This is a genomic window from Natrinema sp. 1APR25-10V2 (genome assembly GCF_031626495.1).
Lineage (GTDB): Archaea > Halobacteriota > Halobacteria > Halobacteriales > Natrialbaceae > Natrinema.
This window is the reverse complement of record NZ_JAMQOJ010000003.1, coordinates 683,312-703,859: the sequence shown is the minus strand read 5'-3', so window position 1 is coordinate 703,859 and position 20,548 is coordinate 683,312. Positions and strand designations below refer to the sequence as shown.

The 20,548-nt window shown below is 66.5% G+C and carries 26 protein-coding genes; 19 read left to right on the top strand and 7 right to left on the bottom strand.

Features of this window, described 5'->3' with window-relative positions:
- The 5 genes from cobT to NDO75_RS12900 all read left to right on the top strand — a co-directional run bounded on the left by cobT (position 1) and on the right by NDO75_RS12900 (position 3,677).
- On the top strand, positions 1-1,059 hold the full coding sequence (gene cobT, locus NDO75_RS12920) for a nicotinate mononucleotide-dependent phosphoribosyltransferase CobT (RefSeq protein ID WP_310906762.1): 1,059 nt from the start codon (positions 1-3) through the stop codon (positions 1,057-1,059).
- On the top strand, positions 1,049-2,101 hold the full coding sequence (locus tag NDO75_RS12915; protein ID WP_310906761.1) for an aminotransferase class I/II-fold pyridoxal phosphate-dependent enzyme: 1,053 nt from the start codon (positions 1,049-1,051) through the stop codon (positions 2,099-2,101). Before cobT ends, NDO75_RS12915 begins: the two co-directional genes overlap by 11 nt.
- Complete coding sequence (locus NDO75_RS12910) at positions 2,094-2,867, top strand: adenosylcobinamide amidohydrolase (RefSeq protein WP_310906759.1); 774 nt, start codon at positions 2,094-2,096, stop codon at positions 2,865-2,867. The genes NDO75_RS12915 and NDO75_RS12910 overlap by 8 nt, the downstream gene beginning before the upstream one ends.
- Positions 2,868-2,893: 26 nt before the next feature.
- Entirely contained in the window at positions 2,894-3,328 is a 435-nt protein-coding gene (locus tag NDO75_RS12905) for a hypothetical protein (RefSeq protein ID WP_310906758.1), read from the top strand.
- Between the two features lie 121 nt (positions 3,329-3,449).
- Positions 3,450-3,677, top strand: coding sequence for a hypothetical protein (locus NDO75_RS12900; RefSeq protein WP_310906757.1), 228 nt, complete (start codon positions 3,450-3,452; stop codon positions 3,675-3,677).
- Between the two features lie 91 nt (positions 3,678-3,768).
- On the opposite strand, the gene NDO75_RS12895 is transcribed toward NDO75_RS12900, so the two are convergent.
- Together NDO75_RS12895 and NDO75_RS12890 are read right to left on the bottom strand one after the other, a co-directional pair.
- The gene (locus NDO75_RS12895; RefSeq protein ID WP_310906756.1) at positions 3,769-4,008 is read right to left on the bottom strand and encodes a PRC-barrel domain containing protein; all 240 of its coding nucleotides are present in this window, start codon (positions 4,006-4,008) and stop codon (positions 3,769-3,771) included.
- Positions 4,009-4,121: 113 nt separating this feature from the next.
- A complete protein-coding gene (locus NDO75_RS12890; protein ID WP_310906755.1) occupies positions 4,122-4,361 on the bottom strand; it encodes a PRC-barrel domain-containing protein in 240 nt (79 codons plus the stop codon).
- A gap of 158 nt (positions 4,362-4,519) precedes the next feature.
- On the opposite strand from NDO75_RS12890, the gene NDO75_RS12885 reads away from it, so the two are divergent.
- The 6 genes from NDO75_RS12885 (at position 4,520) to NDO75_RS12860 (ending at position 9,571) form a co-directional block, all read left to right on the top strand.
- Positions 4,520-5,281: a fumarylacetoacetate hydrolase family protein gene (locus NDO75_RS12885; protein ID WP_310906754.1), complete on the top strand. Its 762-nt coding sequence runs from the start codon at positions 4,520-4,522 to the stop codon at positions 5,279-5,281.
- A gap of 100 nt (positions 5,282-5,381) precedes the next feature.
- Complete coding sequence (locus NDO75_RS12880; RefSeq protein WP_310906753.1) at positions 5,382-5,588, top strand: hypothetical protein; 207 nt, start codon at positions 5,382-5,384, stop codon at positions 5,586-5,588.
- Between the two features lie 337 nt (positions 5,589-5,925).
- Complete coding sequence (locus NDO75_RS12875) at positions 5,926-6,348, top strand: CBS domain-containing protein (RefSeq protein ID WP_310906752.1); 423 nt, start codon at positions 5,926-5,928, stop codon at positions 6,346-6,348.
- A gap of 157 nt (positions 6,349-6,505) precedes the next feature.
- Positions 6,506-7,018, top strand: a complete 513-nt coding sequence (locus NDO75_RS12870; protein WP_310906750.1) for a YkgJ family cysteine cluster protein — start codon at positions 6,506-6,508, stop codon at positions 7,016-7,018.
- 122 nt (positions 7,019-7,140) lie between these two features.
- Positions 7,141-9,216: a hypothetical protein gene (locus NDO75_RS12865; RefSeq protein ID WP_310906748.1), complete on the top strand. Its 2,076-nt coding sequence runs from the start codon at positions 7,141-7,143 to the stop codon at positions 9,214-9,216.
- Positions 9,217-9,286: 70 nt separating this feature from the next.
- Positions 9,287-9,571, top strand: coding sequence for a translation initiation factor eIF-1A (locus tag NDO75_RS12860; protein ID WP_081603348.1), 285 nt, complete (start codon positions 9,287-9,289; stop codon positions 9,569-9,571).
- Positions 9,572-9,695: 124 nt separating this feature from the next.
- Here the strand turns inward: NDO75_RS12860 and NDO75_RS12855 are convergent, their stop codons facing one another.
- Complete coding sequence (locus tag NDO75_RS12855) at positions 9,696-9,869, bottom strand: hypothetical protein (RefSeq protein ID WP_310906747.1); 174 nt, start codon at positions 9,867-9,869, stop codon at positions 9,696-9,698.
- Between the two features lie 109 nt (positions 9,870-9,978).
- Positions 9,979-10,167, bottom strand: coding sequence for a hypothetical protein (locus tag NDO75_RS12850; RefSeq protein WP_310906745.1), 189 nt, complete (start codon positions 10,165-10,167; stop codon positions 9,979-9,981).
- Positions 10,168-10,350: 183 nt separating this feature from the next.
- Between NDO75_RS12850 and NDO75_RS12845 the strand changes: the two genes are divergently transcribed.
- The 5 genes from NDO75_RS12845 (at position 10,351) to NDO75_RS12825 (ending at position 15,128) form a co-directional block, all read left to right on the top strand.
- Complete coding sequence (locus tag NDO75_RS12845) at positions 10,351-11,445, top strand: sulfite exporter TauE/SafE family protein (RefSeq protein ID WP_310906744.1); 1,095 nt, start codon at positions 10,351-10,353, stop codon at positions 11,443-11,445.
- 116 nt (positions 11,446-11,561) lie between these two features.
- Positions 11,562-13,043: a phytoene desaturase family protein gene (gene crtI / locus NDO75_RS12840; RefSeq protein ID WP_310906743.1), complete on the top strand. Its 1,482-nt coding sequence runs from the start codon at positions 11,562-11,564 to the stop codon at positions 13,041-13,043.
- 37 nt (positions 13,044-13,080) lie between these two features.
- Positions 13,081-13,959, top strand: coding sequence for a prenyltransferase (locus tag NDO75_RS12835; RefSeq protein ID WP_310906742.1), 879 nt, complete (start codon positions 13,081-13,083; stop codon positions 13,957-13,959).
- Positions 13,952-14,866, top strand: coding sequence for a bisanhydrobacterioruberin hydratase (cruF, locus tag NDO75_RS12830; protein WP_310906741.1), 915 nt, complete (start codon positions 13,952-13,954; stop codon positions 14,864-14,866). The genes NDO75_RS12835 and cruF overlap by 8 nt, the downstream gene beginning before the upstream one ends.
- A 100-nt stretch (positions 14,867-14,966) precedes the next feature.
- Positions 14,967-15,128 (top strand): hypothetical protein, encoded by a 162-nt coding sequence (locus NDO75_RS12825; protein WP_310906740.1) that lies wholly within the window; start codon positions 14,967-14,969, stop codon positions 15,126-15,128.
- Positions 15,129-15,146: 18 nt separating this feature from the next.
- Here the strand turns inward: NDO75_RS12825 and NDO75_RS12820 are convergent, their stop codons facing one another.
- The 3 genes from NDO75_RS12820 to NDO75_RS12810 form a co-directional block, all read right to left on the bottom strand.
- The gene (locus NDO75_RS12820; protein WP_310906739.1) at positions 15,147-15,299 is read right to left on the bottom strand and encodes a hypothetical protein; all 153 of its coding nucleotides are present in this window, start codon (positions 15,297-15,299) and stop codon (positions 15,147-15,149) included.
- 72 nt (positions 15,300-15,371) lie between these two features.
- Positions 15,372-16,322 carry a phytoene/squalene synthase family protein gene (locus tag NDO75_RS12815; RefSeq protein ID WP_310906738.1) on the bottom strand — a complete coding sequence of 317 codons (951 nt, stop codon included), beginning with the start codon at positions 16,320-16,322 and terminating at the stop codon, positions 15,372-15,374.
- A gap of 107 nt (positions 16,323-16,429) precedes the next feature.
- Positions 16,430-18,034 carry a bacterio-opsin activator domain-containing protein gene (locus tag NDO75_RS12810; RefSeq protein ID WP_310906737.1) on the bottom strand — a complete coding sequence of 535 codons (1,605 nt, stop codon included), beginning with the start codon at positions 18,032-18,034 and terminating at the stop codon, positions 16,430-16,432.
- 159 nt (positions 18,035-18,193) lie between these two features.
- Here NDO75_RS12810 and NDO75_RS12805 point away from each other — a divergent pair, with 159 nt between their 5' ends.
- From NDO75_RS12805 to msrB, 3 genes are all read left to right on the top strand, one after another.
- The gene (locus tag NDO75_RS12805; RefSeq protein WP_310906736.1) at positions 18,194-19,417 is read left to right on the top strand and encodes a carboxypeptidase regulatory-like domain-containing protein; all 1,224 of its coding nucleotides are present in this window, start codon (positions 18,194-18,196) and stop codon (positions 19,415-19,417) included.
- 434 nt (positions 19,418-19,851) lie between these two features.
- A complete protein-coding gene (locus tag NDO75_RS12800) occupies positions 19,852-20,013 on the top strand; it encodes a hypothetical protein (RefSeq protein WP_310906735.1) in 162 nt (53 codons plus the stop codon).
- 99 nt (positions 20,014-20,112) lie between these two features.
- Entirely contained in the window at positions 20,113-20,514 is a 402-nt protein-coding gene (gene msrB / locus NDO75_RS12795; RefSeq protein ID WP_310906734.1) for a peptide-methionine (R)-S-oxide reductase MsrB, read from the top strand.
- Positions 20,515-20,548: the final 34 nt, after the last annotated feature.

The window sequence follows — 20,548 nt, the reverse complement described above, 5'->3', positions numbered from 1 at the left end:
ATGCGCGTGCTTCTCCCCGCCGGGACGACCGAGACGGCCCTGATCGACGGTATCAGTGCCGCCGGAGCCGCGCCCGAGTTGATGGAACACACTCCCGCCGCGGACGTGGAGATCCTCGCGTACGGCGAGCCGACCGCGTCGCCGGTGACGCCGGTGAGCCCGAACGGCTGTCCGACGCCCGCCGCCGTCACCCGCGCCGTCCGGGAGGTCGTCGGCTTCGACGTGGCGGTGATCGACGCGGGGCTCACCCAGTCGACGGCCGCGCCGACGGTCGATCTCGGCGTCCAGCCCGGGAACGACATCCGCGAACCGGTAGCCGTGCCGAGCGCGAACGCCGCGTTCGACCGCGCCTACGACTACGGCGCGAGCCTTCCCGACGACGGAATTCTGATCGGCGAGACGGTCCCCGGCGGCACGACCACTGCGCTCGGCGTCCTCACCGCGCTCGGCGAACCCAGCGGCGTCTCCTCGTCGCTGCCCGAGAACCCGATCGAACGCAAGCGCCGCGTCGTCGACGAGGCCCTGGCCGCGAGCGACCTCGAGGCCGGCGACTGCGACGGCGCGCCCCTCGAGGCGATCGCGGCCGTCGGCGACCCCGTTCAGCCGACGGTAGCCGGGATCGCAACGGGGGCGCTCGAGGCCGGGACCGACGTGACGCTGGCCGGCGGGACCCAGATGGTCGCCGTCGCGGCCGCGCTGCGTCACGCCGGCGTCGACGAACCGCTGTCGATCGCGACCACCTCGTTCGTCGCCGACGAGCAGGGCGATCGGCTCGCCGAGGCCTGCGAGCGGTTCGACTGCGACCTCACCGTCACCGATCCCGGCTTCGACGGACGGGATCACGTCGCGATGGAACGCTACTGCGCCGGCGAAGCGAAGGAGGGCGTCGCGATGGGCGGCGCGCTCTCGCTCGTTCCGTCGGGACGGATGAACGAGGTCAGGGATCGGCTCGAGACGGTCTGCGCTCGGCTCGGAATCGAGGGCGAGCCCGCCGACGATCCGAGCGTCGGGAGCGACACCGACGCCGGCGACGCACCGGAGGGTGATCGTGGACCCTGAGTCGATCCGCACCGCCGAGCGGGTCCCCCACGGCGGCGAACCCGACCGGGAGTTGCTGGACTTCTCGGCCAACACCAACCCCCGGACGCCCGACGGCGTCGACGACGTGTACGCGGCCGCGCTGGCGGAATCGCGCCGCTACCCGGATGACAACTATCCCGACTACCGGAACGCGGCGGCCGCGTTCGTCGGCTGCGACCCCGATCGGGCGATTCCGACCCCCGGCGGGCTGGCCGCGATCCGGCTGGCGATGGAGGTCACGCTCGAGCCGGGCGACGAGGCGCTGGTCCCCTACCCGAGCTTCGGAGAGTACGCCCGCGAAGTCCGACTCCAGGGCGCTCGGCCGCGGTTCGTCCGCTACGACGACCTGTTCGAGGTGGGGCCGACGGTGCTCGAGCCCTGCGCGCTGGCGGTGGTCTGTACGCCGAACAATCCGACCGGGGACGCGGCAGACCCGTCGGCGCTCGCGGCCTTCGCCGACCGCTGTGCGGACGCCGGCACGACGCTGCTCGTCGACGAGGCCTTCCTGGGCTATACGGAGCTGCCGTCGGCGGCCGGCCTCGAGCGCGACCACGTCGTCGTCGCCCGCTCGCTCACCAAACTGTTCGGCCTCCCGGGGCTGCGCGCCGGCTTCGCCGTCGCGAGCGGGCAGCGCCGGGATCGGCTCGAGACGGCCCGGCGCGCGTGGTCGCTCGGGACGCCGGCCGCTCGAGTCGGCGCGCACTGCCTGCGACGGGACGAGTTCGTTCGCGAGACGCGCGAGCGCGTCGCCCGCGAGCGCGAGCGGATGCGAGCCGCGCTCGAGCGGCAGTTCGACGTCCATCCGTCTGACGCACCGTATCTCCTCTGTGACGTCGGCGACAGCGACGTCTCGCGGGTGATCGCCGACGCGCGGGCCGACGGCGTCGCGATCCGCGACGCGACGACCTTCCGCGGGCTCGACTCGCACGTCCGCGTCGCGGTCAAGGACCGCGCGTCGAACGACCGCCTGCTCGCGGCGCTCGGCGTTCGCGACGCCGACGACGGGGGAACGGATGAGTGACGACCTCGCGTACGACGCGGTTCGACGGGACGGCGTCCTGCAGGTCGGCCGACCCGGAACCGAGTGGCTCTCGACCGGCTGGGACGGCGGCCGCCGCGTCGCCGACTACGCGTACAACGTCTCCGTTCCGGAAGGGTGGGAACGAACCGATCTCGGCGCGTACGTCGACGAACGGCTCGAGCGAGCGGATCTCGGGCAGCTCGATGCGGACACGACTGGACCCGCCCTGCTGACCGGCGTCGACATCGCGGACGCCCGCGGCGCTCGCCGCGGTCCCGTGACAGCGTACGCGACCGCCGGAGTTTCGAACCCCGCCGCGCTGCCGATGGATCCGGCAGGCGAGACTGCGTCGGACCGCGACGGACTCGAGGGGCAGGGCCAGGGAACCGTCAACGTCATCGTCGGAACGACACGCGCGCTCGCGTCGGGCGCGCTGGCGAATCTGATCGCGGTCGTAGCGGAGGCGAAAACGGCGACGCTGCTCGCGGAGACGGGCTTTCCCGGCACCACGACGGACGCGATCATCGTCGGCCACGACCCGTCGGGGACGACGGCGGACTTCTCGGGGAGCGGTACCGAGGTCGGGTCGGCGGCGCGCGCCTGCGTTCGAGACGCCCTCCGGACGTCGCTGCGCGCCCACTACGCGGACGGCGACGTGGCGCTTCCCGAGTCAGTCGCGGACGCGACCTACGGCGTGTCGACGGACGAACGCGCCGAGGTGTTTCGGCCGCGGTCCACGGACGAGGCCCCGGAACCCGAGGGTTAAACCGCCGCGCGTCCAACCGTTCTCCGATGGTCGAGGACGACGATCCGTCGGCGATCCGCTCGATCGCACTCTCCCCCGACGACGCAGTCAACGCCTACGCCTACAGTCAGGAAAACCCCGGTGAGGCCGTCCTCCGGATGACACCGCCGTTCCACGGCCGAATGCGTGCCCGTATCCACGTCTACCGCGTCGACGACACCGAACTGACCGGTGCGGTCCACCTCGCGCCCGCCGACGTCATCGCGGACGACGTCGTCGCCGACTACCCCGACCTCGAGTCGGCGTTCGCGGACGCGGACGCCGACGCGGGCGCGAACTCGGACGAGGCCGATCGAATTCGCGAACGCCACGCCGAAGCGGTCGCGGACTGGCAGGAGCGGGCTCGAGAAGCGATCGTCGACGCGGTCACGCTCGAGACCGACGACGGCCCGCACCGCGTCGAGGTCAAGACCCTCGGCTGAACCGGGTGGCTCGGCGCGACACCCGCACACCCAGTCCAGCGGATCGAGGCCGCTCCGTCCCGTACTTTCACTTTCACTCCGGACGGGTCGGTTTGACGTACTGTCGGTCTAATTGAAACGTATGTCACTGATCGTGGAAGCGACCGACGAACGCGCCGATCGCAGCGAAGGGAGTAATCGATTCGAATCCACCGCGTCCGTCGACCGCCTGCCCGAAGGCCGAGAGCGGATCGACGTCACCGACGTGCACGCGGCGGGGCTCGAAGAGTTCGTCCAGTCGAACGTCGAGACCGACGCCGTCTCGCTCGAACACCGCGGCGGCCGGACGTACCTGTTGCTCGAGGAGTGAGAGACGGCCGTCAGATCGAGATGCACGGCGGATACCGCCGACCGTGGCCGGGGCGAGGGTTCGTCACGCCGGCTCCCGTTCTCCGGGCGACTCAGAGTCGCTGCAGTCGCACTTCGTCGTCCGAAATCGACTCGACGTTGTTCTCGTCGAGTCGATAGGTCTCCTCGTCGCTGTCACCCCAGCCGAGTTTCGATTTGATGGTATCGGTTATGCCGGGGTCGGGGTCGACGTGGACGGTTCCCGCCGAGACCTCCTGTACGATGCCGATCTGCTCGCCGTTGTCGTTGACCACACGTTTGCCTTCGTCGTCGTCGGTGAAGTTGACGCACATACCTTCGAGTCCGGCGAGCAGGCGGATATAAGCGAGACCTGCACTCTCTCGCAACCCGCGACTGGTCGGGACGATCGCTCTCGAATCCGCCACAATAGGAGCCGTATCCGCGGTCAGAGCCGCTGGATCCTGACCGCGTCGTCGGTGATCGACTCGACGTACTCCTGGTCGAGCTGGTACGTCTTTGCCTCGGTAGCGCGCCAGCCGAGCCTGGATTTGATGCTGTCGGACATGTCGGGACCGGGTTCGACGTGTGCGGTACGCACGTCGACCTCGCGAACGGTTCCGATCCGTTCGCCGTCGGCGGTAACAACGGGCTTTCCCTCGTCGTCCGTCGTGAAATCGGGAGACATCGTCTCACTCGTCGGCCGGGAGCCGGGTAGGGACGGCCCCTTCATGTGCGCGGGAATCGCTCGTCGGGGCAAAGTGAGGGCCGTTTCGATCCCCGCAACCGTGATCCGTCCGAAATCAAACCGGTACGCCTAATCCGCCACGACAGAGAGCGCCGATAATGAAACTCGCGCGAATCGCGACGGACGACGGCCCGGTCGCCGGGCGGTACGAAGACGGCATCGTACACACCGACGACGGCGTCTACGAGATCGATACCGACACCGCCTTCCTCCCGCCGTGTACCCCCTCGGCGCTGTACTGTATCGGACGAAACTTCGCGGCGACCATCGACCAGATGGAGTACGAACGGCCCGACGAACCCGACTTCTTCATCAAGCCGCCCGCGTCGCTCGTCGGTCACGGCGACCCGATCCCCTACCCCGGATTCAGCGACGAAGTGACCTACGCCGGCGAACTCGCGGCCGTCATCGACGAGCCCTGTCGGAACCTCTCGGAAGACGAGGTCTCCGAGGTCGTTCGCGGCTACACGATCCTGAACGACGTGGACGCCCTCGATCAGGGCGAGCGCACGCCCCGGAAGGCGTTCGACGCCTCCGGCCCGCTCGGCCCGTGGATCGAGACCGCCGTCGACCCGACCGGGATCGACATGTACACCGACGTGGCCGGCGAACGCCGCCAGGAGGCCAACACCGAACTGATGCTGTTCGATCCGGACGAGATCATTTCGTATCTCTCCCGCCGCGTCACCTTCCGCCCCGGCGACGTGGTCTCCTTCGGCAGCCCCGCCAACCCCGGCCTCGTCGAACCCGGCGACACCGTCGAGATCACCTACGAGGGCGTTGGTACCCTCCGAAACACCGTCGTCGACTCGAGCGAACGGGAGAGTCTCCCGCTCGAGGGTGACACCGTTCGCGCGTAGGTTCGCCCGCTGCCCGGCAACCGGTCACAATGCGGTCGTCCAGCAGGAGGTATCTCGAACGGGAAAGCATATACCGGGACGACCGACAGCACCAGTTGGAATGAACGGGAATCGGACCGTCAGTGATATTCTCGAGCGAGTACGGGAGTCGCGTCGCCGCAAGCGGTGTCCGAACTGCAGCGCCGTCGTGTCCGTCCGCGGATTCAGAGGCGAGTACCGCTGGGAGTGTGTCGACTGCGATGCGCTCGGCATCGGATACACGTCCCGTTCGGCCGCCTTGCAGGGGATCCAGCAACGACGCGGATGATTCGTCGGTAGAAGAGTCCCGTCGGCAGCGGATACACGTCCTCCCGGTCACGGAAAACCGGGCTACCGTCGGGCGGTCAGCGGTTCAGGACCGACCTCGAGAGCCGATGTGACGACGACTGGCTGCGTCGTTCGAGGGATCCAGCGTCGGAACGGAGACGACCTCGAAGCGGCCCGAGCGGCCAGCGGCTTCCGGTCTCCGTGAGTGAGCCAGTCACGACATGTGGAACTGACACACACCGGTCGTACGTCCGTTCCGTCAACGCGTTTGATGGTCATGAAGGTCGTGCAGTACGGTGTGGGTTTATACGCGCGTCAGTGGGACGGCAACGCGGGTTATGCCTCTCGAAAACCTGGCCCGAAGCGACGTAGTAACGGCACACGAAGACGAATCCGTTCAGGAACTCGCGACACGCATGGACGAGTCCCGAGTCGGTAGCGTCGTGATCACGGACGGCAACGAACCGATCGGGATCGTCACTGACCGCGACCTCGCGGTACGCGTGATCGGCGACGAGATGGACCCGACAGAAGCGACGGCCGGCGACGTCATGTCCGGCGATCTGGCGACGATCAAAGAAACCGACGGGTTCTATCAGGCGACCGAGTTGATGAGCGACCACGGCGTCCGCCGACTCCCGGTCTGTAACGACGACAACGAACTGGTCGGAATTATCACGTCCGACGACCTCAACGAACTCCTCGCGGACGAGCATATGCAGTTCTCTGACGTGATCCGATCGCAGAGACCCGAGTACTGACCGTCTCGTGGATATTCGTGGCGCGTTCGCCGCCGTCAGTCCACGATTTTCGTCGCCGACTGGTGAGATCGACCGCCGCTCCGGCTACTGGTCGACCCGGACAGATCGGCTACGTCGGGTAGAAAGGCACTTCACAGTGACCGCCCACCCACGACACGTGAGCGCTGACGCCCCGCAACGCGTCGAGGTCTACCCCGACCGCGAGGTCGTCGTCGAGTTCGATCCAGATCTCACCTTCGAGTGCGTCGACGACTGTACGTGGTGTTGCCACCACGGCGTGCTCCTCTACGACAGGGACCTCCTCGAGTTAGCCCAGCGGGCGAACCTCGCCGAGACGACGACGGAGTTCCGCGGCGAGAAGTTCGTCACGCGCGAGGCGAAGGATCGCAACGACCACGTCGCCGAGGACGGCTCCGCCTGCGCCTTCCTCCGGGACGACGGCCTCTGTTCGCTGCACCTCGAGGAGGACTGGAAACCCACCCGGTGTTCGGTCTTCCCGCTGGGGGTCCGGCTCGAGGACGGCGACCTCCACGTCGACATTCGGGATTCGGCCCACGATCACTGCGAGGGGTTGAACGTTAGCGAGCGGCGCGTGATCGACAACCTCGATGCCTTCCTCCCGGAGCTCCTGTGGGAACTCGAGAACCCCGATTCGGATCGCGAACTGTAGGTGCGTCGCGAGCGGTCAGTACAGAAGATTCTTGAGAAAATAGCACCGCGCAGCGGTATGGCCAGTACAGCTGTTGTCATGCGCGTCCTGACGGTGGAACCTCGGAAGAGGGACGATAACTCATGACCGACGACGTCGAGTTCGACGCGGGTCGCCGGAGTGTCCTCGGCGCACTCGCCGGTATCGGTGGAGCCGCGCTGGCAGGCTGTTCGGCGTTCAAACGTGAGAGCGACGGCCAGACGAGCAGTCTGGACGGCGAAGCCGCTCGAGAGTTGGCGACGGAGTTCGCCCCGACGTTGTACTTCGATGCCAACGAACCGTGGTTTCCAACGGACCCACGGCCCTACGCCAGCGAACGCGACGGCGAGACCGTCGTCAACGGATTCGATGCTGTCGACGGGTACCACGACCGATACAGCGACGGAGACCCGCCGGATCCGACGGTGTTCTACAACGCCGTCGCGTACGAAGACTCGCCACTCGCCGTGGTCCAGTTCTGGTTCTATTCGGTGTTCGACCAGTTCACGACCAACTTCCACTGGCACGACTGGGAAGTGCTGCACGTCTTCGTCGACACGGAGACTGACGAGCCGCAACTGTACGTCGCCAGTTCTCACTCCCGGACGGTACCGAACAACGAGTTCCTGGATCCGGATCCGGCGATGGTGCCGCGCATCCTCTCGGAACTCGGTTCACACTCGAGTACGCTCTCGGTCAACGACGTCCCCGATCGCTTCCAGCGGGTCGCCATCGAAGATATGCTGGCAGACATCACGAACACGGCGCTCGAGGGCGTCGAAGACCTCGCGGACCTCGAGTTACCGCTCGCGTACGGACTGCCGCGAGACGAGGGGTCACGGCTTCCCTACCTCGTCCCGGAGTACGAGGGGGTCCCGATATACGAGCACGAACGCTTGCCGTCAGTCACTCGCGAGTCGCTGATCGGCGACGACCTGACGGTCCGATCGTACGACACGCTGACATCGCCGCCGACGGATCTGCCGATGCGCGAGACGGGGCTCGTCTTCCGACACCGCGACCGGGAGGCCGACGCCGACGTCGAGTACGACCTCGTACCGAGCAGCGAGATCGAACATATCGCGGCCTTCACTGGACCGCAGTTGAGCTTCGAGTTCACCGTCCCCGACGTGGTCGAGGACGCCATCGCCGGTCATATCACGACGACAGGGACGCCGTGGTCCCAGCCACGCTACGGTAATCCGGCGGCTGACATCTCCGTTCCCAACCACCGGACGGCACTGGCCGACCGCTACGACGCCATCGGCGAGGCGGCACCGATAAACAGCGTGATCGCCCGCGTGACGGAGGCGGTCACGACCGACGACGCGCCGGAGAACGAGGGGCTGACCACGACGGAGACGGCCGTCGAGTCGGTCGTTCTGCTGGAGAGCGATCCCGAGGCCGTCCCGACGTTCGGTGGCATCGCGGTCGTGCAGGACGTTTCGGCCGGCGATCATCGGCTGACAGTCAACGGTGCGGGCCGCGCGCCACACAGCGAACGCGTCGCTGTTTCAGACGACGGAAAACCGACGGCAGCCGGCGTCAGCGGCGAGATTCCGCTGGTCGCCCGTGATCGCGCGACGAAGCTAGAAATCGGCGGCGAGAAGACTGCGACCGATCTCTCGACAGTGGCCGTCGAAGACGATTTCGCCGGTCGGCTGTACGAGTCGTCGGTAGACGGAAACGACGCCATCTACGTCCACACCGGCGGGGCCTATACGACGGAGGTTCGAGACAGCGACGACGCCATCGGCGCCTACCGGATCAACCCGACTCCCGGAAGCGAGTCGACGGTCCGCATCGAGCGCCCAGAGACGGGCAAAGCACAGCTCGCGACGTTCGTAGCGGATATCGCCGACGAGACGCGAGAAGAGATCGCGGCGCTGAGCAGTGACGGTGGTTCGTCGAGCGCCGTCGAGGGACTCGAGCGTGCCCTCGCAGCCGTCGTCGAGGCCGCACGAAAAGCCGCCGAGCGCGCACGCGACAGTGAGCGAGGCACCGCTGACAAGCAGCTTACCACTGTTGCTGAGCGCCTCCAGCGGGTAGAGCAGCGTCTCACCGAGGCGAGTGGTGACTTGCCCGAGCCCCTCTCGAACGCGTCGCAAAACCGGATGGAGCAAGCCGATCGACGCACGAAACAGGCCCGGAACGCCGAAAAACACTCCGCTGACAATTGAACGACCTCTGTACGAGTCACGGTACCGTGCATCTCCAATGGTTTAAACGTCTGGCGCACGTAGTCTAACTGTGACAGAAGACTCCGGGCGACGGAACCTCCGTATGCCCAACAGCGATGAAGTATTCGCCGTCGTAACCGAACACCTCGGTGGCAACCACGTTCGCCTCCGTTGTGAGGACGGCGAGGAGCGACTCGGCCGCATCCCGGGACGCATGAAATACCGTACCTGGATCGAACAAGACGACATCGTCGTCGCCGAACCCTGGGACTGGCAGGACGAGAAGGCCACTATCGAGTGGCGCTACACTGGTCAGGACGCCGACCAGCTCCGCCGCGAAGGCCACATCGATTGATTGCTTCGGTTTCGGCCTGAGACACGCATTTCTCTCGACGGAAACATGGCTCGATAGCACGAGCGCTGTACGAACACCCGCTCGAGCTACCGCAGCGCGAGGAGGAGTCCGAAAAGGAGGCGCGCTAACAGAAGTACACCCAGTAGGTGTGGCCTTCCGAGCACGTGACCGTCGTGTGTTCGCCGAACGCCGCGATTGATCGCCGCACTTTCACGTCCGTCCCTGAGCCGGGGAGCGAGACTGTCGCGCTCTCACTGCAGTAGGGACAGGAGACCGCACTCGTGGCTACGTCTTGCATTCTCGATCACCGTGATAGGGTACGTCACGGGGAACGATAACGCTAGTACTGATTCGACCGGAACGTTCTCTCACGACGAAAAACGGCCGACAGGAACTGCGAGCGGCCGTTACTCCCGACGGGCGGTACGCGCGTCGACGCGCATCTCGACGTAGCGCCGTGCCCACGTCCGGGCGTGCGTTCGGAGCGACTCACGTACAGCCGCGATGAGTCCGTCCGTCGGGGCGTGATCGATTGCATCGCTGTCGTCTACTGCGGACTGCTCACCCGGTTTCCGGGGCCCCTCTGGAAAACTCATGATAGGCTGTAGCACGGGGGACGTGATAAACGTTGATGATACTCCGAGTACGTGGGACGTCGGCGGGCCGACCCGGCAGTTGCCGGGCGTTGCCCACCTCAATCCCTGTATGAACGGTTACCAAGGCGACAACAGACGGAAATACTCTTATTTCGCAACTCATAACGCTGGGCTCACGGCTCAATGACCGCTTCGTCATCGTCCACCAGCGTCCAGAAAGCCTTCCTCAAGTACCAGCACGTCTTCGTGTTCCTCGCACCGTTGGCGTTCGTGGTCGGCGTCTACTTTTTCGCACCGACGGAGTCCGCCAATCCGGGCACCGGTTACTGGCTCGAGTACTGGTGGTTGTTCATCGCGTTTCTCATCGGAGCGACCATCGTCAACACCGTCGGGATCAGTGGCTCGGCACTGTTCGTTCCCTTCCTCATCTTCGTGTTCCCGCTGTTCGCGTATCCGCTCGAACCCAACACGCTAGTGAAAATCGGGCTCATCAGCGAGTCGTTCGGCCTCTCGAGTTCCGCGCTCGCCTTTATCCAGTACGGACTGGTCGACCGCCGGCTCGCGACGACGCTGGTTCTGGGCGGCGTCCCGTTCGTCGTCGCCGGTGCACTGCTGTCGTTCGTTATCCCGGAACCGCTGTTCCACGCGCTACTTGGCATCGCGCTCCTCGCGGCGTCGTTTCTCCTGTTCCGGGCGAACCTCGGCCACGAGGAACCCGGCGGTGGATCCGGCGGTACCGGCGATAAAACGGTGTCGGCAGACGGCGGCGAACTCCCCGACGACGCGAATAAACTCGGCCCTGCGGGGGTCGAACGGGACGACAGCGGTACCATCACTCGGGTCGATCGCGAGGGGAACGACTACAGGTACTCTCTGGGCGGCTACGTAGAGCGGTTCGCCAACTACAGCGTCGGCGGCGTCTTTCAGGGGCTGGCCGGCTTCGGTATCGGCGAACTCGGCATCATCTCGATGCTTCGGACCGAGGTCCCCGTCCGCGTCGCGATCGGCACCAACCACATCGTCGTCGCGACGACGGCCGTGCTGGCCTCGCTGGTCCACGTCTTCGGCGGCGGGCTGGTCCCGGGTGGCCACAGCATGAACCTCGCATCGACGCCGTGGAACATGGTCATCTGGACGGTCCCCGCGACGACGCTCGGCGGGCAGATCGCACCGTACGTCTCCGCCGCGCTGGACACCGGGACGATCAAGAAAGGCGTCGGCGGCCTGTTCGCGATTATCGCCGTCGCGCTGTTCCTGATGGCCGTCGGCGGCTTCTGAAGAGCACGGAAAGACGTCGGTCAGCTATCCGGTCGCCCATCATTCGAGCGAAGGGTCTCGATTCCCTACATAGGTATGAACCACGTTTAACACCGGTCGGATACTCACGTTCGAGTATGGAATCGCTGGCCGATGAGTCGGTCGTCGTGATCGGTGGCGGAATCGGGGGGCTCTCGACGGCCTGTTATCTCGCTGACGCGGGTGCCGACGTGCGCGTCATCGAGAAGAACGAACAGGTCGGTGGACGAGCGAGTCGGCTCGAGCGAGACGGGTTCCGGTTCGACATGGGGCCCTCGTGGTACCTGATGCCCGACGTCTTCGAGCGCTTCTTCGCCGATTTCGACCGGACGCCGAGCGACTACTACGAGCTGACCCATCTCGATCCGCACTACCGAATTTTCTTCAAAGACGGTGACCTGGTCGACGTCACGCCCGACCTCGAGCGCACGAAAGCCGTCTTCGAGGAGTACGAGCGCGGCGCGGGCGACGCGCTCGAGCGCTACCTCGAGAAGTCGAAGGAGAACTACGAGGTGGGGATGAAACACTTCGTCTACGAAGACCGCGAGCGCTTGCGAGACTACATCGATCTCGACGTGGCCCGCCAGGCCCGCGGCCTCTCACTGCTGGGGTCGATGCAGGGCCACGTCGAGGGCTACTTCGACCACCCGAAGCTCCAGCAGATCATGCAGTACACGCTGGTGTTTCTGGGCGGATCACCGACGAACACGCCGGCCCTCTATAATCTGATGAGCCACGTCGATTTCAACCTCGGCGTCTGGTATCCCGAGGGCGGCATCGGCGCGGTCATCGACGCGGTCACCGAACTGGGGCGGGAACTCGGCGTCGAGTACGACACCGAGCGACCGGCGACGGAGATCAAGGGCCGCACGGGCGGGTTCGAAGTCGAGACCGCAAGCGGCCCGGTGCGTGCGGATCTGGTCGTGAGCAACGCCGATTACGCACACACCGAGCAGGAACTGCTCACGCCCGAGCGGCGCGGCTACGACGCCGACTACTGGGACGAGCGGACCTACGCCCCCTCCGCGTTCCTGCTCTACCTCGGCGTCGAGGGCGACGTGGACGAACTCGCCCACCACACGCTCGTCCTGCCGACCGACTGGAACGAACACTTCGAGCAGATCTTCGACGACCCGCAGTGGCCCGACGATCCCGCCTACTACATCTGCGTCCCCTCCGACACCGACGACACCGTCGCGCCCGACGGCCACAGCGCCCTGTTCGTCCTCGTCCCGATCGCGCCCGGCCTCGAGGACACGCCCGAAACCCGCGACCAGTACCGCGATCTGATTCTCGCGGACATCGCCGCGAACACGGGAACCGACCTCCGGGACCGGATCGTCCTCGAGGAACGGTTCTCGGTCGACGACTTCGCCAGCAGATACAACAGCTACGGCGGGACGGCGCTGGGGCTGGCCCACACCCTCCGACAGACCTCGCTGTTCCGGCCGCCCCACCGCTCGAAGGAAGTCGACGGACTCTACTTCGTGGGTGGCGATACCACACCCGGGATCGGGATGCCGATGTGTCTCATCAGCGGCAAGGTGACGTCCGAAAAGGTGCTCGAAGATCACGGATGAACGACCCGAACGACCGCGACGCGCGCTCGAGGCGTCGATGACGGGGGGCTCGAGCTCGAGGGCCGCGACCGACACCGCAGTCGGGGAGCAACTGTCGTACCTGTTGACGCTCTCGCGGCCGCGCTTCTGGCTGTATCTGGCGGGGCCCGTCCTCGTCGGCGTCGCCTACGCCGCAGCGTCGACCGCCGAACTGGTCACACCGGCAACGGTCGCGCTGTTCGCGTACTTCCTCGTCCCGGCGAACGTCTTCCTCTACGGGATCAACGACATCTACGACCGGGAGATCGACGCGGAAAACCCGAAGAAAGACGATCGGGAGGCGCGCTACCGCGGCCAGCGATACGTTCCGGCGGCCGTCGGGCTCTCTGCGGCCCTCTCGCTGCTGTTTGCCCCCCTGCTTTCGACGGCCGCCCTGCCCTGGCTCGCCGCGTTCCTCGTCCTCGGGGCGGCCTACAGCGCCCCGCCGGCCAGGTTCAAGACGACGCCCGTCCTCGACTCCGTCTCGAACGGGCTCTACGTGACGCCGGGGATCGCCGCCTACGCCGCCGTCGCCACCGCGCAGCCGCCGCTCCTCGCGATCACTGGCGGTTGGCTGTGGGCCATGGGGATGCACACCTTCTCGGCGGTCCCCGACATCGAACCCGACCGCGAGGCGGGGATCCGGACCACCGCGACGGTACTGGGCGAGGGCCGCACCTACGCCTACTGCGGCGCGTGCTGGCTCGCGAGCGCCGTCGCCTTCGGCGCCCTCGACCTCCGGCTGGGCGCGCTCATGCTCGCCTACCCCGCGCTCGTCGCCGCGATCGCGGTCGCCGACGTCGCCGTCGACCGCGCCTACTGGTGGTTCCCCGCGATCAACACCGTCGTCGGCGCGCTCCTGACGATGGGCGGACTCTGGAGGCTGATGCATGGCTAACGACGAACCGACCGGATCGGCCTCGAGCCCGCACGCGAGTCCCAGTCCCGACGCCGTCGTCGAGAATAGGCGAGCCGTGGTCCAGCGCCGGCTCGAGCAACTCGTCCGCGAGAACCGCTTCACGATCGCTGTGGTCTTCCCGGTCGTCGGCGCGGTGTCGCTGCTCGCGAGCGCGGAGGGGCTGCTCCCGCCGCCGCTTTCGTACAACCCGCTGTTGCTCCTGTTCGGGACGCTGGTGATGCGGTCGCCGCTGATCGTCGCACTGCTTCCCGAGATCGACCGACGGGCGCTCGTCCCGCTGGCCCTCCTGACGGCGTACACCTACGCGATCGAGTTCGTCGGCGTTCGGACCGGCTGGCCGTACGGTCAGTTCGAGTACGGCATCGAACTGGGGCCGATGCTTGGCGAGGAGGTGCCGCTGGCGCTACCGCTGTTTTTCGTCCCGCTGGTGCTGAACGCCTACCTGCTCTCGCTGCTGGTACTGGGTGAGCACGCCACGCGCGCTCTGCCCCGGCTCCTCGCCGCGATCGGCGCCGTTCTCGCGATCGACCTGGTCCTCGACCCGGGGGCCGTCGCGATCGGCTTCTGGTCGTACGTCCCGCCGGGCGGCTACTACGGCGTCCCGCTCTCGAACTACCGGGGCTGGCTGCTTTCGGGGGCCGTGGCCGTCGTCCTCGTCGATCTCGCGTTCGATCGCGCGGCCGTCCTCGAGCGCGTCCGGGCCTGCGAGTTCGCGCTGGACGATCTGGTGAGTTTCGTCCTGCTCTGGGGAACGATCAACGTCCTCTACGAGCAGTGGCTGGCAGCTGCGGTGGCCGGCCTGTTCTGTCTCGCCCTCCTCCGAACCGGTCGGTACGATCTCGCGATGATCGAGGCGGCGCTGCCGGGGCGTCACCGCGAGCGATAGCCGGCAGCGACCGCGACTCGGCCTGCCCGGTGTCGGGACCCAAAAACGGGTCGAGGCTGCCGGCACGCTCCTTTTGACCACGAGAGTCCCATCGGTCGGTATGGCAACGCGAGAGCCCGTCGAGTGTCCGGTCTGTCGGGAGCCGACGGCCCAGGGGCAACAGCTCGAGGACCACCTGCTCGAGAGCCACTCGAAGCCCGAGTTGGCGTCGTTCGTCGCAGCCGAAACCACCGTCCCGGCAACCGGCGACCCCGCCGACTGACGGCCTGCGATCGCGCGCTCAGACGAACAGACTCGAGATGACGTCGCCGAACAGGAGCAAGAGCACGACGGCGGCGACCGTCACCGCGAGCCAGACGCCGAGTCCGATCGCAGTCGTTCGCGCCATCGATCGTTCCTTCTCGATGACCTCCGCGTTCGTGTTCGTAGACATAGCTGTTCGTTCGACTGCCGGGACAACAAACGGAAATCCATCATATCGAGGGGTTTGATATGCGCCGTCGAGCTACCGGGTCGGCACGCCGTCGCCGTGCTCGGGACCGCGCCGATCCGGTTCGGCCGTCGGCACCGCAGACACCCGCTTGAACACGGCCTCCGGGTCGCGGTTCCAGTGCCAGTGCCAGCGCGTCTTCGCGAGACACCAGAGCTTGCGGGCCGTCGACAGGGACGGCTCGCTCGAGAGCACGTCGTACCCCTGCGCTCGGATGACGGTGTGGTGTTCCGCGTAGAGGACCGCCGCCAGCAATACCGGAAGCTGGCAGTCCTCTGGAAGGTAGCGAATACCGGCGACGCCTTCGCGGTAGAGGTCCTCGGTCCGCTGGAGTTCGCTGGCCATCACCGCACCGAACGACTCCGAGTGCTCGAGTCGTTCGATCTGTTCGGGATCGACCCCGTGGTCCCGCAGCGTCTCCTGGGGGACGTAGATCCGGTCGCGCTCGACGACGTCCTCCCGCACGTCGCGCAGGAAGTTCGTCATCTGGAACGCCTCGCCGAGTTTGACCGCGTGGGGGAGCGCGGTCTCCTCGGCGTCCGGTTCCATGATCGCCGTCATCATCACGCCGACCGACGCGGCCGAGCCGCGCATGTAGGCCTCGAGGTCTGCGTAGGTCTCGTACCGGTCGGTCTCGATGTCGGTCGCCATCGCGTCGATGAACGTGTCGACCTCCTCGTCGGTGATCCCGTGGCGCTCGCGGAGTTCCTCGAACGCCTCGAGAACGGGATCGTCGGGCGGTCGCTCGCCGAGGGCCTGTGCCCGGAGGTCCTCGAGTCGGGCCCGTTGCTCTTCGGGAGGAGCGCCGTCTGCGTCGTCGACGACTTCGTCCGCGATTCGGAAGAACGCGTAGAGGACGTGCGTGGCGTGTCGCACTCGCTCGGGGAGGAAGCGCGTCGCAAGATAGAACGTCTTCCCGGTCCGCTTCTGTATCGCCTTGCCTGCGTCGATATGTTCCTGTTTCATTGGTGTCTCGTGGGCCCCGCCTACTGGCGATCGGATGTATCTCCTACGACACGTGTATATAAAGTATCACCCCCTCACTATGTTCAGCTGAACCGATTCGGACGAATTCAGTCGAACAGTTCGTCGAGCAGCTTTCGCTGTGCGGTCCGCAGGTGCTGGTGGAACGTCGATCTGGAGATGTCCATCGACGCGGCCAGTTCCTCGCCGGAGACGTCGCGCGGCCACTCGAAGTAGTTGGCGTAGTACGCCGTCCGAAGCGCCGTGAGCTGGCGATCGGTCAGCGAGGACTCGAGTCGCGCCGTCACGTCACCCCTCGTTCGCGCCGGCTCCTCCCCTTCGTGATAGCTGACCAGTTCCACGCGGTCGTAGCGGCGCTCGAGCAGATCGTACGTCGAGCGCGCGGCGCGTCCGTCCGGCAGTTCGATCGCGAGTTCCGCGGTCCCGTCCGTCGCCGTTAGCTGCCGGATCACCGCCCCGTGCTCGCTCAGCGCCGTCACGAGGCCGTCCTCGGCGGCGACCTCGAGGATAGTCCCCTCCTCGCTCTCGGAGAGGACCGTCACGTCGCGGCCGTCGACCATCGCCTCCGCCGCCCCCTCGGGGGTGACCTCGCGATCGGCGTGGAGGAAGACGAGCGGCGTGCCGTCCCGATCGTAGGTCAGCCCGCGATAGGTTATCGACACCTCGAGTCGCCGCGATAGCGCCGTGACGAGCAGCGACGGGTCCTCGATCGTGAACTCGACGGCGACGACGCGCTCGGTGGTGAGCATCCGCTTGGTCTCGAGGGCGTTCATCGCGGTCGCAACCGTCCCGGAGAGCGACTCGAGGACGAGCAGTTCCCGCTCGTCGAACGCGTCGGATTCGTCGGCGAACACGACCAAGACGCCGTAGGTGACGTCGCCGTACGCGATGGGGAGCGCGGCGACCGACTGGAAGCGGTCTCCGGCCCCCGACGGCCACCACTGGTCGGCGTCGTCGAACGACGCCACGTCCTGGATCAGTTGCGCGTCGCCGTCCTCGACCGCCCGAACGGCGGGATGGGTCCCGTCGGTACGCAAGACGAGTTCGTCGTCCTCGAGGGGCACCTCGTCTCGGCCGGCCCACTCGCGGGGCGAGAGCCGCTGATTCGTCACGTCGACGCGACCGATCCAGGCGAGGACGTACGGATCGGTCTCGGCGAGTCGTCGGCAGACCTCGCGTTCGATCTCCCCCCGCGTCCCCGCGCCGACGGCGGCGTCGGTGACGTCGCGAACCAGCCCGTCGACGCGCTCGAGGACGTGCTCGAGCGCCCGTCGCTCCTCGCGGACCTGGTCGGCGTTTTCCGCCGCGGCGATCTCGGCGAGCTTTCGCTCGGTGATCTCGAGGTGGACGACAGAGATCAGCCGTCTGCCGTCGTCGTCGGTAAAGCGATTGGCCCGCATCATAAACCACTGTTTCTCATCGGGCGTGTGGCAGGGGTACTCCATCGCGAACGATTCCTGCTCGCCCGCGAGGACGGCTTCGATACCCGCGACCGCCTTTTCGGCGTGCTCGTCGTCACCGGTCGCGGCGGTCGCGAGATAATCGACGCCGACGTGGTCGTCGCCGGCACCGTTAGAGCCGAACTCGCGCCAGGAGCGGTTCGTCAGCAGGATTTCCCCGTCGCCGTCGATGATAGCCACGGTGATCGGGAGCGTCTCGAGGGCCGCTGCAGCGAGGTCGTGGCTGGCGTCCATCGGATCGTAAGTTCGGGTTTCAGCCCCATAACGGACCCGGATGATCGCGCCGTTCGCGGCACATGCATCCACGAGAAATCCAGATTGGCCGCCGAAATGATTGGAGATCGAGACAGTCACAGGGAGAAATTTAAGTAAATGCGCTCTCGACCCGGTGCTATGAAGCGCATCGTACTCCTCGTCGTCGCGGCGGTCTGTCTGGCGTCGCTCGCTGGTGCCGGAGCCGCCCAGTCGACCGAGGAGGTAACCGTCACCGTCCACGTCGTCGACGACGCCGGGAACGCCGTCGGCGACGCGTCGGTGACCGCATCGTGGGAAGGGGGAGAAGCGACCGGAACGACGGCCTCGAACGGCCAGACGCTCATCGACGTTCCGAAGGGCGCGGACGTTTCGGTCACCGTCGATCACGCCGACTACGTCCTGAACAACCCGGCGAGGCTCGGGACGGTAAGCGATCACACTACCCGGACCGTCGAGGTTCACGCGCCGACCGACGGCGAGATCACGGTGACCGAAGACGGCGAGCCCGTCGCGGACGCGACGGTCACGCTCACCAAGGCCGGTGACGACCGCGCGGCAGCGACGGGGACGACCGCCTCCGATGGCGTCCTCGCGGTCGAATCCGTCGAAGCCGGCGTCTACGACGTGACCGTCCGCAAATCCGGCTACTACGAACAGTCGACGACAGTCGATCTGGCGTCGACCGACAGCACGACCGTCGACGTCGAACCCGGGACTGCGGAGGTCACGTTCGCGGTCACCGACGGCATTCTCGAGCAGCCACTCGAGGTCGACGTGACGATTCTGCACGACGGCAAGCGCGACGCAACCCTCTCGACGAACGAGAAGGGCAAGCGCAGCATCGACCTGCGAGTCAACACGAAGTACACCGTCCGCATCGAGGGCGACGGCTACGGCACGCACGAGCGGCAACTGACGGTCGACGAGACCGACACGAGTCGGAGTTATCGGATCGAGCGAACGCCGGCGCTGACCCTCGAGACTGCGAACGAACGCGTCCTCCTCGATGAGACCGTCGGCGTAACCGTCACCGACGAGTACGGCGAACCCGTCGAGGGCGCGACGGTCCGCGTCGACGGCTCGAGCGCCGCGACGACGAACGCTGAGGGGACCGCGGCGGTCCCCGTCGAGACGGCGGGCGAACTCGAACTGACGGCCGAGGCCGACGGGACGACCTCGAGCCCGGTCGTCGTGGAAGGTGTGGATCCGAACGGTGAGGGCTCGAACGACGACGAGGGGAGCGACGACGAGAGCTCGAGTTCCGAAACGGCGGCCGACGACGGAATGCCCGGATTCGGATCACCGGCCGCGGTCGTCGCGATCGCCGCACTGATCGTCGGACTCGTCGTCCGCCGACACTGATCGAGGCGGCGATGGTAGTCGCGCGCTAGAATGTTTTCGAAATGATGGGTTCAACAACGCTTATATGTTCGTTTGTGGACTGCTTCCACGGAGATCAGGCGTGCTGGGTGATTGATCCACTCGACGACGAACAGAGTACCGGGTTCGGGCGGTTCGCCGAAACCTCGGCCCGCTCCAGGACAGGTACTCGACGATCGTGGCCGAACCGACGAGGAGATCTCCGATCGGAATCCGCGCGAACGGACGGGCGGTCCGACGGCGGTTCGCGTCGCGTCGGATCAGGTCGGCCGAGTCGCGTTGTCCACGCTCATCCCCTGTCAACTGCGGTCGCGGCCGATCGTCGCACACCGATCGGCCGTACGACCCGTTGGTCAACGTGACACTGTCGTCCAGTCGAACAAACGCCTATGGTATCTCGTAGCATACTCCGCGACATGGCGAGCAACACAGCTATGCATGGACAGTCGCGATGTCGCAACTGCGGCTTCGAGGCCCCCGGTGGAGGCGACGAATGGCGACGGATCGTCGTCCCGAAACTCGGCCGGATGACACAGTGTCCGAACTGTGAGAGCACGGACGTGATCACGAGCCGCTGACCGTCGGTCGGGTGCGACGCCGCCGAGCGGGCGCCGTCGGCGCGGCGACACACCGAGCGCGCAGACAGACTCTTGAGTGTCTCGCCCCTACCGGAGACCATGAGCAACGAGGCAGACCGCGCGTCGACGACCGACGACGAGTGGCGCGAGACGCTGAGCGACGAGGAGTACCGGATCCTCCGCGAGGCCGGCACCGAACCCCCGTTCAGCGGCGAGTACGTCGATCACAAGGACGACGGCACCTACGCCTGTGCCGGCTGCGGAGCCGAACTGTTCGACTCCGAGACGAAGTTCGAGTCGGGCTGTGGCTGGCCGAGCTTCTACGACGTCGACGACGCCCGCGTCGAAACTCGACTCGACACGAGCCACGGCATGCGCCGCACCGAGGTCCTGTGTGCGAACTGCGGCGGCCACCTCGGCCACGTCTTCGAGGACGGCCCCGAGCCGACCGGCAAGCGATACTGCATCAACTCCGTCGCCCTTGAGTTCGACGAGGAGTGAACGGCGGCCCGCCGCGAGTGCAGGCGTCATTCTT